Source organism: Mesorhizobium sp. B2-5-7 (assembly GCF_006440875.1).
In the GTDB taxonomy this organism is placed as follows: Bacteria; Pseudomonadota; Alphaproteobacteria; order Rhizobiales; family Rhizobiaceae; genus Mesorhizobium; species Mesorhizobium australicum.
Map to the genome: position 1 here is coordinate 326232 of NZ_VFUO01000002.1, position 14314 is coordinate 340545.

Below are 14314 nucleotides of genomic sequence, written 5' to 3' on the forward strand. Positions count from 1 at the left end.
GATGAGGACCGGCCTCACCACATCGGTGATCTTGCATACGGCGGTGCTGGCCTTCGGCCTGTTCACGCTGTCGGCGCCGGCCGCGCTTCCGTCCGCCGATGTCGAGTCCGTCGCGGTCGATATCGTGCCGATGGAAGCCATTGCGCAGACCCTGCAGGGCGACAAGAAGGCCGTGATGCATGAAAAGCCGGCGCCGTTGCCGACGCAGCGTCCCGATATCGTGCCGAATGCACAGAAGGTCGGCGAAAACAGCGTCGACACCGACAAGCCGATAACGCCTGAAGCCAAGCCGAAACCCGTCGACACGACCTCGGCTCCGGCGCCAGCACCGACCCCGAAGGAAATCCCGAAGACCGAGGACGTGCCGAAGCCGCAGGAAAAGCCCAAGCCCATTCCGGCGACGGAAGTGGCGCCAGCGCCGACGCCCAAGGAAGAGGTCAAGCCTGAGCCGGTCAAGCAGACCGAGCCAAAGCCCACTCCGGCAAAGCCCGCGCCGACACCGCCGCCGCAGGACAAGACCGCCGCCATCGATCCGACGCCCGAGGTCAAGCCCGACGCCGTCGCCGAGGCCATAGCCAAGGACCCGCCCACCGAGGAGACGCAGTTGCCGAATTCGGCGCCCGCGCCGGAGGCCCGGCCGAAGCCGCAGCCGGCACAGGCCGAAAGCGCCAAGGCGCCGGAACGCAAGGATGCCGACAAGCCAGTCAAGGAAGCCTCGTCCAAACCAAAGTCGGACGACAAGCAGTTCAACGCCAACGAGATATCGGCGCTGCTCGACAAGCAGAAGCCGTCCGGCGGCGGCGCCAAGCGCTCGACGCAGCAAGCGTCGCTCGGCGGCGACAAGGATCAGGGCCAGAAGCTGTCGAAGTCGGAGCAGGGCGCCCTGGAAAGCCAGCTCGGCGGTTGCTGGACCTTGCCGGCCGGGCTTGAAGGTTCGGAGAATTTCGTCGTCGTCGTCCGTTTCAACCTGAACAACTCCGGCAAGCTCGACGGCCGTCCTTCCGTTGAAACGTCGAGCGGCAACAGGCAGTTCGACGAGAGCGCGGTGCGCGCGGTTCAGAAATGCGACATGGCCGGCCTGCAGGTTCCCGCCGGCAAGCAGGACATCTGGAACGACATCCGGGTCACATTCGACCCAAGGGAGATGCTCGGCCTCTAGGCCCTGATATCCGAAGATCAGTATGAGAAGCGAGAAGACATGAAATCAATCCTCAAGCCGCTCCTGACGATTGCAGCCATGGCGCTGGGCATGACGGCCATCGTTCCGATGCCTGCCTGGGCGCTGGTCGAACTCAACGTCAACAAGGGCAATGTCGAGCCGTTGCCGATCGCCATCACCGATTTCCAGGGCGGCGACGCACTTGGCGCGCAGATTTCCCAGATCGTCACCGCCGACTTGAAGCGCTCCGGCCTGTTCGCGCCGATCGACAAGAGCGCCTTCATCGAGAAGATCGCCAATCCGGACGCAACCCCCCGCTTCGACGACTGGAAGGTGATCAATGCGCAGGCTCTGGTCACCGGCAGCGTCAGCAAGGAAGCAGACGGCCGCATCCGCGCCCAGTACCGGCTGTGGGACACATTCGCGGGGCAGCAGATGGCCGGCGAGCAGTTCTTCGCCAACGACGCCAATCAGCGCCGCGTCGCCCACATCATCGCCGACGCCATCTATGAACGGCTGACCGGCGAGAAGGGCTATTTCGACACGCGTGTCGTGTTCATCGACGAGTCCGGCGCCAAGAACGCGCGCAAGAAGCGCCTCGCCATCATGGACCAGGATGGCGCCAACGTCCGCTACCTTTCGGACGGCAGGTCGATCGTGCTGACGCCGCGCTTCTCGCCGAACCGGCAGGAAATCACCTACATGTCCTATGAGAGCGGCCAGCCCAGGGTCTATCTCCTGCAGATCGAGACCGGGCAGCGTGAGCTGGTCGGCAATTTTCCAGGCATGACCTTTGCACCGCGCTTCTCGCCCGACGGCCAGAAGGTGATCATGAGCCTGCTGCGCGACGACGGCAATTCCAACATCTTCGCCATGGACCTGCGCAGCCGTTCGACGACGCGGCTGACCAACTCGACCGCCATCGACACCTCGCCTTCCTACTCGCCCGACGGCAGCAAGGTGGTGTTCACCTCCGACCGTGGCGGTCGCGCGCAGATCTACGTCATGGGCGCCGACGGATCGGGCCAGACCCGCATCTCCTTCGGCGACGGCGTCTATTCGACGCCGGTGTGGTCGCCGCGCGGCGACCTCATCGCTTTCACCAAGCAGAGCGGTGGCGAATTCCAGATCGGCGTCATGAAGACCGATGGCTCGGGCGAGCGCATCCTGTCGTCCGGCTTCCAGCAGGAAGGCCCGACCTGGGCGCCGAATGGCCGCGTGCTGATGTTCTTCCGCGACGCCAATGGCGGCCCGAAACTGGTTTCCGTCGATCTCACCGGCCGCAACGAGCAGCCGATCCCGACGACGAATTTTGCTTCGGATCCGGCTTGGTCACCGCTGCTGGAATAGAACGGGAATTGGCGAACTGAAGAATTGAAGAGATGGTGAAAGCAGAGGGCTACGTTAAGCGAGCAAAGGATCTAGAGGTCTACAAGCGCGCTTACGTGGTCTCTCTGGCGGTTCACAAGGCCACCCTCGCTTTTCCCAAGATAGAGCAATACGCGCTGGCCGATCAGTTGCGGCGTTCCAGCAAAGGGATTTGCGCCAATCTGGCCGAGGGATTTGCAAAACAGACCCACTCCAAAGCTGAATTTGCCCGGTTCATTTCGATGGCCATAGGATCGTGCAGTGAAGTGGAGACGTGGATTTCATACGCGTTCGATCTCGAATACATCTCGCAGGCGCAACGGGACGAGTGGCTACAATCGTATGGCCAGGTGTACGGAATGCTGGTGAACCTCAGAGTGAAGCTAGGGTGAACATCCTTCTTCAATTCTTCAGTTCTCCAACTCTTCAATTCCCCCTTACATTCCCCTTTTCCATGCCTTCGTCGCGTTTTGGCCGCATTTCCGCCTAGGGTCCGCGCCAACTGTGGCCTATGACAAAACAGCTGCGGACGGGCAGCCTAAACCAAATTTTAACCGTGTTTCTTGAATGCCGGTTAACCCAAACGTGGTTACTGGGTGATCAACGAAATCACTCGAAACATGATCACTCGAATACGAAGGAGAGGCGGCATGGGCCGTATCGCAGCACTGACCAGAAACCCGGCCATGATCGCGCTGGTGGCGATGCTCGCCATCACCGGTTGCGCTTCGAAGAAGACGCCGAACAGCGCCGCTGACCTTGGCCTCAATGGCGCGGGTGCCGCAACACCCGGCTCGGCACAGGACTTCACCGTCAACATCGGCGACCGCATCTTCTTCGATACGGACTCGACCTCGATCCGTGCCGACGCACAGACGACGCTGTCGCGCCAGGCACAGTGGCTGAACCAGTACAAGCAGTATGCCATCGTCGTCGAAGGCCATGCCGACGAACGCGGCACGCGCGAATACAATCTGGCGCTCGGTGCCCGCCGTGCCGCCGCCACGCGCGACTTCCTGGTTTCCAAGGGCGTTTCGGCGAGCCGTCTCAAGACGATTTCCTACGGCAAGGAACGTCCGGTCGCCGTATGCGACGACATCTCCTGCTGGTCGCAGAACCGCCGCGCCGTCACCACGCTCAGCGGCGCTGGTTCCTGAGGCGTCGCGCGCCGAAAGGCGCGCACGGCACAGATGGCAAAAATACAACACCTCTTTGCGAAAGGCGGTCCTCGGGCCGCCTTTTTCATGTCCTGACACCCGAAACAAAATTTGGCCGAAGTCTCGCGCCCTGCTATGAGCCGAGGGCGCTTGGCTGGTCTCACATCGATTGGAAGGCGCGAACAAGCTAACGATTGGACGGCGAGAGACACATGCATTTGAGATCGGTTCTGAGCGGCACGCTGGCGCTGCTGCTCCTATCAGGCGTAACCGCTTCGGCGAGCGGTACAGGGCAATCAGCCGAGACCGGCTTTTCCTTCCATCTGCCGACACTCGAGTTGCCCAGCCTTTTCGGCGAGAAGAAAAAGCAGGATCAAGTCCAGCTCGCGCAGTCGAGCGGCGCCGGCGTGACCGGGCTCGAGGACCAAATGCGGCAGCTGACCGGCAAGGTCGAGGAACTCAATTTCCAGATCCTGCAGATGCAGGAGCAGATCCGCAAACAGCAGGAAGACAACGAGTTCCGCTTCCAGCAGCTTGAAGGCGGCTCGCAAGGTGGACAACCGCCGGCGCAGAAGAAATCAGATGCCACCACCGGAACCAACACCGACGTGGCCTCGGCCCCGGCAACCCAGGCGCCGGCCGATGCCGGGGCCGCGCCGGGCGGCGATCAATCCACAGGCGGCAAGACGGTCGAGGACGTCATCGTCGAATCACCCGACGGTGACCCCGGCAAGGTGATCCCCGGCAAGGGAGCGCCCGAAAAGACCTTTGGGTCCATCACTGTCGACAAGAACGGCAATGTGATCGATGCCGACGGCAGCACGCAGGCAACCGCGCCGGCACAGGACACGGCACCAGCCGCCAGCGCGCCGGCCAAGGCCGGCAAGTCCGGCGGCACGGTGGTCGCGGCGCTGCCCGCGACCAACAATCCCGAAGAGCTTTATCGCAACTCCTACCAGTTCATCCTGTCGGGTGACTACGGCACCGCCGAACAGGGTTTCCGCGATCATATCTCGCGCTTCCCCAAGGACGCGAAGGCGGCGGACGCGCATTACTGGCTGGGGGAATCGCTGCTTGGCCAGCAGAAATACCGCGATGCGGCGGAAGTGTTCCTCGCCGCCAGCAAGGATTATCCCAAAGCCAAGAAGGCGCCCGACATGCTGTTGAAGCTGGGCGTGTCGCTGGTCGGTCTCAAGCAGCACGATGTTGCCTGCGCCACCTTCAGCGAGGTCGGCAAGCGCTATCCCGATATTTCCAGCACACTCAAGGAACGCGTCAAGCAGGAGAAGGCCCTGGCTGCGTGCTGATTTTTTCTGGGGGTCTCGTAGTCCCAAAACCGGGACCGCTTTTTGGCGACATGGATTGATGCTCGATACCGGGCCTGATCTTTCGACCGGACTCTTTTCGCATATCGATTTTTCCAACGGCGCCGTAGCGGCCGTATCCGGGGGCAGCGACTCGACTGCGCTCCTTCTCCTTCTCAAACAGCATCTCGACAAAACCGCACCGTCCGCGAAGCTGCTCGCGGTCACAATCGACCACGGCTTGCGGCAAGGTTCGGCTGATGAGGCGCGGACCGTGGCGAAGCTTTGCGCGGATCGCGACATCGCCCACCGCATGCTGGCCTGGTCCGGCGCCAAGCCGTCGACCGGCCTGCCGGCGGCGGCGCGCGAGGCGCGCTACCAGCTGCTGGCCAGCGCCGCCCGGGCGGAAGGCATCGGCCTGATCGTGACCGGACATACAGCGGACGACCAGGCCGAGACGGTGCTGATGCGGCGCGATCGCAACGATGCGACCCGCGACGAGGGACGGGGCCTCGCCGGCATGGCGCCCGCCACCCTGCATGACTGGCGCGACTGGATCGTGCGACCGCTTCTTAGCGTGCGGCGCGATGCGCTGCGCGATTTCCTGCGGCGCCAACAGGTCGGCTGGGCCGAGGACCCGACCAATGCCGATGAAGCCTTCGAGCGGCCGCGCATGCGCGCAGCCCTTGCCGGGGAGGCCGGCGCGCAGCGCATGAACGACGCGCTGGCGTTGGCCGCGCGGCAGGCCGGCGACCGGACGCGGCTTGGCGGTGAGGCCGCCCGTCTGATCGAGCGCTTTGCCAGCCAGCCGGCGGCGGGCCTCATCCGGCTCGATCCGGCCCTGCTCGGCGCCGGCGCCGATCGGGCGGCCGTATACGCACTGCGCGTTCTCCTGGCGACGTCAGGCGGGATTGCCTTCCTGCCGGACCAAGCCCGCGGCGAGGCGTTGTTCGCCCGGCTGAAAGCCGGATTTCTTTGCGCCACATTGTCGCGGACAGTGGTCGACTTCCGGCGCGCCGGCATCTTCCTGCGTCGGGAGATGCGCGGTTTGCCGGCGGCGGCGGCAACGATCGACGGCGCCATCTGGGATGGGCGCCGCCAAATCACATTGAACGACGCCGGCGGCGCATTGTTGATCGCGCCATTCGGGGCAATGGCGGCGAAGCGGCTGGCTGTAGGCCGGGACGAAACCCCGCCAAGCCTGCTGCGCGCGGCATTGGCGGCGGAACCAGGATGGCTGCAAGCCGTCGAGAAGGTGGGTCCGGAGCCTGATAGGCCGACATCGCAAGGGTTCGCGGCCTCGCCGGTCGTTGCTCCCTTTGCCCGCTTCCTGCCGTCCTTCGACCTGGCCCCGGCGCGCGCCGTCGCCGGGTTGATCGGCGCGGCGCCGCTTCCCGCCCTGCCATTGCGTGGCCCTAGTGCCGGTTGATGCTGGGCGAAAGCTTAACCCAGACATGCTGTTCTGCTTGGCAAGGGGGTACGCTCTCCCTATGTTAGGCCCAAGTTTCCTCTCATGATGCTGTCCGCTCGCGGACGCCAACGGGACAATTGATGAATCCGAACTATCGCAACCTCGCGCTCTGGGCGATCATAGCGGTCCTGCTCATCGCCCTCTTCAATCTGTTCCAGACGCCGCAGACGCGCGGGGCTTCGAGCGATGTGCCTTATTCGCAGTTCCTGCAGGACGTCGCGGCCGGCCGGGTCAAGACGGTGACCATCGCGGGCGCCCGCATCACCGGCAACTACACCGACAATTCCAGCGGCTTCCAGACCTATTCGCCCGGCGATCCCCAGCTGGTCTCGCGGCTGCAGGACAAGAACGTCACCATCAATGCGCGGCCCGAGACCGACGGCTCCAATTCGCTGTTCGGCTATCTGATCTCGTGGCTGCCGATGATCCTGATCCTCGGCGTGTGGATATTCTTCATGCGCCAGATGCAGTCCGGCTCCGGGCGCGCCATGGGCTTCGGCAAGTCGAAGGCCAAGCTGCTTACCGAGGCGCATGGCCGCGTCACCTTCCAGGACGTCGCCGGCGTCGACGAGGCCAAGGAAGACCTCGAAGAGATCGTCGAATTCCTGCGCGATCCGCAGAAGTTCCAGCGCCTCGGCGGCAAGATTCCGCGCGGCGTGCTGCTGGTCGGCCCTCCCGGCACCGGCAAGACGCTGCTTGCCCGTTCGGTCGCCGGTGAAGCCAACGTGCCGTTCTTCACCATTTCGGGTTCGGATTTCGTCGAGATGTTCGTCGGCGTCGGCGCGTCCCGTGTCCGCGACATGTTCGACCAAGCCAAGAAGAATGCGCCCTGCATCATCTTCATCGACGAAATCGACGCCGTCGGCCGCCATCGCGGTGCCGGCCTCGGCGGTGGCAATGACGAGCGCGAGCAGACGCTGAACCAGCTGCTGGTCGAGATGGACGGCTTCGAGTCCAACGAAAGCATCATCCTGATCGCCGCCACCAACCGGCCCGACGTGCTCGATCCGGCGTTGCTGCGTCCAGGCCGTTTCGACCGCCAGGTGGTGGTGCCGAACCCAGACATCGTCGGCCGCGAGAAGATCCTCAAGGTGCATGTGCGCAACGTGCCGCTGGCGCCCAATGTCGACCTCAAGGTCGTCGCCCGTGGTACGCCCGGCTTCTCCGGCGCCGACCTGATGAACCTGGTCAACGAATCCGCGCTGATGGCGGCGCGGCGCAACAAGCGCCTCGTCACCATGGCCGAGTTCGAGGACGCCAAGGACAAGATCATGATGGGCGCCGAGCGCCGCTCGTCGGCCATGACCCAGGCCGAGAAGGAACTGACCGCCTATCACGAGGCCGGACACGCCATCCTGGCGCTCAACGTGCCGTCGGCCGATCCGCTGCACAAGGCGACCATCATCCCGCGCGGCCGCGCGCTCGGCATGGTCATGCAGTTGCCGGAAGGCGACCGCTATTCCATGAGCTACAAATACATGGTCTCGCGCCTCGCCATCATGATGGGCGGCCGCGTTGCCGAGGAGTTCAAGTTCGGCAAGGAGAACATCACGTCCGGTGCTTCCTCCGACATCGAGCAGGCGACCAAGCTGGCGCGCGCCATGGTCACGCGCTGGGGCTTCTCCGACAAGCTCGGCCATGTCGCCTATGGCGACAACCAGGAGGAAGTGTTCCTCGGCCATTCGGTGGCGCGCACGCAGAACATTTCGGAAGAGACCGCGCAGATCATCGACGGCGAGGTGCGCCGCCTGATCGACGAGGCCTATTCGACGGCGAAGTCGGTGCTGACCAAGAAGAAGAAGGAATGGATCGCGCTGGCGCAGGGCCTGCTCGAATACGAGACGCTGTCGGGCGAGGAGATCAAGCAGCTGATCGCGGGCAACAAGCCCTCGCGCGACCTCGGCGACGACACGCCGCCGAGCCGTGGCTCGGCCGTGCCGAAGTCCGGCGGCCGCCGCAAGAAGGGTCCCGAGCCCGAAGGCGGCATGGAGCCACAGCCGTCAAGCTAGACCAGAGCGGTTCACCGTTTCACGGGACGCAGAACCGCTCTGTTCTTTGACGCTATCCCCGACGCGCTTTAAGTCTTTGCTTCTAAGTATGTCGTCGCCCCCAAACCACCTTTGGGCGACATCGCATCAGGAGGCTGGCCGGACGTACATTTGGAACGTCAACCTCAGGCTAGCCCGAGGTCCAGATGTCGCCCGACAGCAGATCCTCGGGACAGCCTGAGGATAACGGCCACGTCTGCGGGAAAAACGGTGAACCGCTTTCCGCCGTTATCGCTTTTTATGATTCAGCTTTCAGCCGCGCATTGCACAGGCTGTAATAACCACCGCCCTTCTGGATCCAGCGAAGGCCGTTCAACGTACCTGCCTCCTTGTTGCCATGGTAACCCTGCAGGCAGGTCTTCATCCGTGCCTTCGCGGGCTTTTCGGTCTCGAACTCGGCGGCGAGGGTGGTCGGGAATGTTACGCCCGCTGGCGCTACGGTGGGGGCAAGTGCCGCGCTGGTTTCCTTTTTCGGCTGCGGTGCGGTTTCGACCTTATCCGCGCTGACACTCTCCGCAGCCGACGTCGCGCATTTCTCCTTGCGGAAAGCGGCCCAGTCCATGCCATTCAGAGTGCCGCTCTCCTTGGCTGTCCGATAGGTCTCGCCACATTCCTTCATCGTCAATGCGCTTGCAGGGGCGACGCCGCAAGCAACCAATGCCGTCACAGCCAATACCGCCAATTTTAAACTGGGCATAAGATCCTCCTGGTTGATGACAAGTTCAGACGTCTTTTGTATACTGTTTGTTCCTGGTATGTTCAATCAGAATTTTCATGAGTTACCAATCAGCCTCGCGGCGAGAGTGTAAGCGAATTGATGATGCAGGCAGCTTCCGCGATATGCAGACGCGAGCAAGACCCTGGCGTCTTCGTGCGCAACAAAAGGCCCGCGAAGCAGATGCATCGCGGGCCTTTGCCTGGCCTTGCCAGATTTCATCTAATTCAATTCACCGTCATGCCCCATCGATCCCGGGGGGATGCTATGCGCGGCTCAGCCCTTCAGCTTGGCATTGCAGAGGCTGTAGAAGCCGCCGCCCTTCTGGATCCACTTCAGACCGCCGAGTGCGTTGGCGTCCTTGAGGACATAGTACTGGTCAAGGCAGGTATGCATGCGGCCCTTTCCGGGGGTCTCGCTGGCATATTTCGCCGAGATCGCGGACGGGAAGGTGACGCCCTTGGGGGCAACCGTCGTCGGCTTTGCGGGTTCCTTGGTGTAGCTCGCCTCGCTTGGAGCGGGCACGCTGTCGTCATCCGAGGCACTGGCGCCGCACTCGCTCTTGCGGAAGTCGTTCCACTTCATGCCCTTCAGCGTGTTCGCCGTCTTGGCAGCCTGGTACTTGGTGCTGCATTCGGCCATGCTCAGGCCCTTGCCAGAAGCTGCGGCCGTCGTGGTCGCAGCCTTGGTGGTCGCCGGCTTGACGGTGTCGGCGGCGGCGGATGCGCCAGCGGCGCATTCGGCCTTGCGGAAGTCGTTCCACTTCATGCCGTTCAATGTGCCGGCGGCCTTGGCCGCCTGGTACTTGGTGCTGCATTCCTTGGCGGTCAGGCCCTTGGCCGTGCTGTCGCTGGCCGCTGCGGCGGCCTTGGTGGTCTTGGCCGGCTTGGCTTCGGCCGGCTTGCTTTCAGCAGCCTTGGTCGTGGCCGCCTTGGTGTCGGTGGTGGCGGCGGCGTCAGTGCCGCACTGTGCCTTGCGGAACTGGTTCCAGGTCGCCCCGGCAAGTGTCCCAGCGTCCTTGGCGGCGTTGTACTTCGTGCTGCACTCGGCCATCGTCAGCGCGTTGGCTGGCGCGGCCAGGAACAACGTCGCGACCGCAAGGCCGGTCAGAGTAGCAATTCGGTGGATGAGCATAGCGTTTCTCCGTGGCTGCAGCCCATTATACGTCCCAGCGAATCAATAACGCTCAACGGTCGGTTGCGCCAGATGCCAAGCGGCTTATATATCGCCGAAATCGCTTTCTAACGACAAGGTGATGAAATCATTCGGCCTGACTGCCGCCGAGGCAAGAATTCTCGGGATGTATCCGCGCCGAATGGCTGGCAAAACTGGTATATGTGACGCCACAGCGTCTCCGTGCTAGGCTGCGGCCATGTTGTGTGCAACGCACAACAATGATTTTCTAAGGATTGGTAACATATAATCACACAATGTGATCGAGGCACGACGGCCAATTGTGGCATGACGTGCCGGCTAAGGACAACCAAGGAAACTGACTGGCATGGCAGGGAATTACTTCGGCACGGACGGCATTCGCGGGCGCGCCAACAAGTTTCCGATGACCGCGGAAATCGCCATGCGGGTCGGCATGGCCGCCGGCCTTTCGTTCCAGCGCGGCAGCCATCGCCATCGTGTCGTGCTCGGCAAGGACACCAGGCTGTCCGGCTATATGATCGAAAACGCGATGGTGGCCGGCCTTTGCGCCGCCGGCATGGACGTGTTTCTGCTCGGACCGATCCCGACCCCGGCGGTTGCCATGCTGGTGCGCTCGCTGCGCGCCGACATTGGCGTCATGATCTCGGCCTCTCACAATCCCTACTACGACAACGGCATCAAGCTGTTCGGCCCAGACGGCTACAAGCTGTCCGACGAGATCGAAGAGCGCATCGAGAGCATGCTCGACAAGGATATCGAACTGGCGCTCGCCGATTCCGACGGGCTTGGCCGCGCCAAGCGCGTCGACGGCGTGCATGACCGTTACATCGAATTCGCCAAGCGCACCTTGCCGCGCTCGATGTCGCTTTCGGGTCTGCGGATCGTCGTCGACTGTGCCAATGGCGCGGCCTACAAGGTGGCGCCCGAGGCGCTGTGGGAACTGGGCGCCGAAGTCGTGGCCATCAATGTCGAACCCAATGGCTTCAACATCAACAAGGAATGCGGCTCGACCCATCCCGCCGATCTGCAGAAAAAGGTGCACGAAGTGCGCGCCGACATCGGCATCGCGCTTGATGGCGATGCAGACCGGGTCGTCATCGTCGACGAGAACGGCGCCATCGTCGACGGCGACCAGATCATGGCGCTGATTGCCGAGTCCTGGCACCAGAGCGGGCGGCTGGCTGGCGGTGGCGTCGTTTCGACGGTCATGTCCAATCTCGGCCTCGAGCGCTTTCTCGGCGACATGAAGCTGCAATTGCATCGCACCAAGGTCGGTGACCGCTATGTCGTGGAGCATATGCGCGCGCATGGGCTCAATGTCGGTGGTGAGCAGTCGGGCCACATCGTGCTGTCCGACTTCTCGACCACCGGCGACGGGCTGGTCTCGGCACTGCAGGTGCTGGCCTGCATCAAGCGGCAAGGCCGCCCGGTCAGCGAACTGTCGAAGAAGTTCGAGCCGGTGCCGCAACTGCTGAAGAACGTTCGCATCGCCGGCGGCAAACCGTTGGAGGAAGCCCCGGTCAAGGCCGCGATCGAGGACGCCCGCCATCGTCTCGGCAAGGCCGGGCGGCTGGTCATCCGTCCATCCGGCACCGAGCCGCTGATCCGTGTGATGGCCGAGGGCGACGATCCGCAACTGGTCGAGGCCGTCGTCAACGACATCGTCGGGGTCATCTCGGAAACCCGCAGCAGCGCCGCCTGATCCCCGCCAGCCTCGAAGGCGTCACGCCGCCGCCTTCATTGCATCGAAGCCCGCCCCTCCGGCGGGCTTTTTTGTTGGCAAAGGATCGGTCTCTTTCTGTCGAAATCCTTGCCAGATCTCCGGGATTCTGGAGATTCGTGGTTAATCGACAGGGTTAAACGCCTTTTAACTTTTGCAATTCATTATCCACGCCTGAAAGCCAATCTTATTCGGACGCGATCGCCGTTCCGAGGTTTCTAGGGGTGACAAGCATGTTCAATACAGCAAGAAAGGCCCTGTTCGCGCTGCTGTTCGCGGGCTTGGCCTGGCCGGTGTTCGCAGCTGACCTGCCCGAGCCGCAAGTCGAAGAAGCGCCGCCGCCGGTCTATGAGCAACCGGTCGATGTCGGCGGCTGGTATATCCGTGGCGACCTCGACTATCACAAGTCGAAGGTCGGTGACATCGACTACATCACCTACGGCGCCGCGCCTTGCCCGTGCGGGCCTCCTGTCGGGGTCGCCGGGAGCAAGTCCTTCGACTATGGCAAGCTCAAGGGCGGCTTCTCGCTTGGCGGCGGCGTCGGCTACAAGATCAATGAACACTTCCGCACCGACCTGACCGCCGACTACTGGTTCAAGTCGAACTTCAACGGCGGCACCTCGGATCTCACCACGGTCTCGGTCGAGTCGTCGAAGATGAGCGCCTTGCTGCTTCTGGCAAATGCCTATGTCGATATCGGCACCTGGCACGGCATCACGCCCTATGTCGGCGCCGGTATCGGCGGAGCGCGCGTCAAATGGGATACTGTCTACGACCCGACCCCGGGCGCAACCGAGTCCAACCCCGGAACATCCAGCTGGCGCTTCGCGTACGCGGTAATGGCCGGCGCCTCCTACTGCTTGACCGACAAAGTCATCCTCGATGCTGGTTACCGTTTCTCCCATATTCAAGGCGGTCGCATGTTCGAGTATGGTCCAGCCGGCGCCACGCCGGGCGCCGGGCCGGGCTTCGATCACGGCTTCAACACCCACGAGGTGCGCGGCGGTCTGCGTTACCAGTTCGGCGGCAACAACGGTTGCGCCGCGCCGGTGGTGGCCTATCAGCCGGAGCCCGAGCCGATCTACACCAAGTAATCGCTTCGAAGTTTCCAGGAATTCGTCGACCGCCCGGCATCAGCCGGGCGGTTTTCGTTTGAGATGAGCCGAGGTCAGCCCGTTCGAAATCAATTCGCTAACCCTCTGTTAGCCTTAACCGGCACTTAACCACTATGGTTAACAATGGCTCATGAAACGTTGGCCGCCGTTGCTTGTTTGACGGCGCCGAATTCGGGAGCCGGGGACCATGATATCAATATCGCGTATGGCGCTGGCGCTTGCCGCACTGCTGTTGCCGCTGGCGCCTGCAATCGCCGCCGACTACGATCCGCCGATCTATGTCGACCAGGCGCCGGATTATGTGCCGGTCGAGGTCGGCTCCGGCTGGTACCTGCGCGGCGATGTTTCCTACCTGGCGCAGAAGAGTTTCAAGAATGGGGATTTCACCTTCCCGTCGGCGATCAACAACGAAAACTTTAGCGAGAGCGAAGATGCAATTTATGCGAGCGTCGGCTTCGGATATCATTTCAACGATTACCTCCGCGCCGATCTCAACTTCGGCTATTTGCCGGGTAACAAGGCAAGCTTCGGCTATGACGATACTGCTACCGCACCGGCTGGAACGTCGATCGTGGGATCGGGAAACCTGAAGAACTATGCGTTCTCAGGCATACTCAATGGCTATGTTGACCTTGGCACCTATGTTGGAATCACACCGTATGTCGGTGCGGGTGTCGGCGTCGTCGTGAGCAAACGCAGCCTCTCCGCCAGCTATGCCGACGAGGCCACCCCCGCCAACGATTTCACGCTTGATGACAGCAAGACGCAGTATTCCCTCGCCTATACGTTGAATGCCGGTCTTGCGTATCAAGTGTCCAAGAATGTTTCCGTAGATCTCGGCTATCAGTATTTTTCCGCGCCTAGCGTCGAATACGCGACCGCCGCGAGCCTGACTTCCTTTCCGGTCGAGAAAGGGATCAGCAATCACCAGATCAAGCTCGGGCTGCGCTACGATCTCTGGTAGACTGGGCACACCAGCTCTTGACGGCGGATCTCTCGGGTCCGCCGTTTGCATTTGAAGTCACGCGATCCTGATCGCGGCGCTTTCCTGTTTGATGCATGTCGTAGCCCCAAAACCGCCGCGCACTTTTGGGCGACATGC

At 62.5% G+C, this 14314-nt stretch carries 12 protein-coding genes; 10 read left to right on the plus strand and 2 right to left on the minus strand.

The genetic code is table 11. From position 1 onward, the window contains the following. Nucleotide 1: 1 nt before the first annotated feature. The 7 genes from FJ543_RS09025 (at nt 2) to ftsH (ending at nt 8468) form a co-directional block, all read left to right on the plus strand. On the plus strand, nt 2-1159 hold the full coding sequence (locus FJ543_RS09025) for a TonB family protein (RefSeq protein ID WP_015315269.1): 1158 nt from the start codon (nt 2-4) through the stop codon (nt 1157-1159). 78 nt (nt 1160-1237) lie between these two features. Beyond that, nucleotides 1238-2509 carry a Tol-Pal system beta propeller repeat protein TolB gene (gene tolB, locus FJ543_RS09030; RefSeq protein WP_224531044.1) on the plus strand — a complete coding sequence of 424 codons (1272 nt, stop codon included), beginning with the start codon at nt 1238-1240 and terminating at the stop codon, nt 2507-2509. A 32-nt stretch (nt 2510-2541) separates the two neighbouring features. Then, nucleotides 2542-2919, plus strand: a complete 378-nt coding sequence (locus FJ543_RS09035) for a four helix bundle protein (RefSeq protein ID WP_140662648.1) — start codon at nt 2542-2544, stop codon at nt 2917-2919. Between the two features lie 258 nt (nt 2920-3177). Then, on the plus strand, nt 3178-3684 hold the full coding sequence (gene pal / locus FJ543_RS09040; protein WP_015315272.1) for a peptidoglycan-associated lipoprotein Pal: 507 nt from the start codon (nt 3178-3180) through the stop codon (nt 3682-3684). A 212-nt stretch (nt 3685-3896) separates the two neighbouring features. Continuing rightward, a complete protein-coding gene (ybgF, locus tag FJ543_RS09045) occupies nt 3897-4991 on the plus strand; it encodes a tol-pal system protein YbgF (protein WP_140874767.1) in 1095 nt (364 codons plus the stop codon). Nucleotides 4992-5049: 58 nt separating this feature from the next. Next, nucleotides 5050-6417 carry a tRNA lysidine(34) synthetase TilS gene (tilS, locus tag FJ543_RS09050; RefSeq protein WP_140875530.1) on the plus strand — a complete coding sequence of 456 codons (1368 nt, stop codon included), beginning with the start codon at nt 5050-5052 and terminating at the stop codon, nt 6415-6417. Nucleotides 6418-6539: 122 nt separating this feature from the next. Beyond that, the gene (gene ftsH, locus FJ543_RS09055; protein ID WP_015315275.1) at nt 6540-8468 is read left to right on the plus strand and encodes an ATP-dependent zinc metalloprotease FtsH; all 1929 of its coding nucleotides are present in this window, start codon (nt 6540-6542) and stop codon (nt 8466-8468) included. Between the two features lie 277 nt (nt 8469-8745). Here the strand turns inward: ftsH and FJ543_RS09060 are convergent, their stop codons facing one another. Both FJ543_RS09060 and FJ543_RS09065 read right to left on the minus strand, forming a co-directional pair. Next, entirely contained in the window at nt 8746-9204 is a 459-nt protein-coding gene (locus FJ543_RS09060; RefSeq protein WP_015315276.1) for a hypothetical protein, read from the minus strand. Between the two features lie 294 nt (nt 9205-9498). After that, the gene (locus FJ543_RS09065) at nt 9499-10356 is read right to left on the minus strand and encodes a hypothetical protein (protein ID WP_140874769.1); all 858 of its coding nucleotides are present in this window, start codon (nt 10354-10356) and stop codon (nt 9499-9501) included. 367 nt (nt 10357-10723) lie between these two features. Here FJ543_RS09065 and glmM point away from each other — a divergent pair, with 367 nt between their 5' ends. The 3 genes from glmM to FJ543_RS09080 all read left to right on the plus strand — a co-directional run bounded on the left by glmM (nt 10724) and on the right by FJ543_RS09080 (nt 14176). Next, entirely contained in the window at nt 10724-12079 is a 1356-nt protein-coding gene (gene glmM, locus FJ543_RS09070; protein ID WP_015315278.1) for a phosphoglucosamine mutase, read from the plus strand. A 251-nt stretch (nt 12080-12330) separates the two neighbouring features. Continuing rightward, a complete protein-coding gene (locus FJ543_RS09075) occupies nt 12331-13191 on the plus strand; it encodes an outer membrane protein (RefSeq protein ID WP_015315279.1) in 861 nt (286 codons plus the stop codon). Nucleotides 13192-13399: 208 nt separating this feature from the next. Continuing rightward, nucleotides 13400-14176 carry an outer membrane beta-barrel protein gene (locus tag FJ543_RS09080; RefSeq protein WP_140874771.1) on the plus strand — a complete coding sequence of 259 codons (777 nt, stop codon included), beginning with the start codon at nt 13400-13402 and terminating at the stop codon, nt 14174-14176. Nucleotides 14177-14314: the final 138 nt, after the last annotated feature.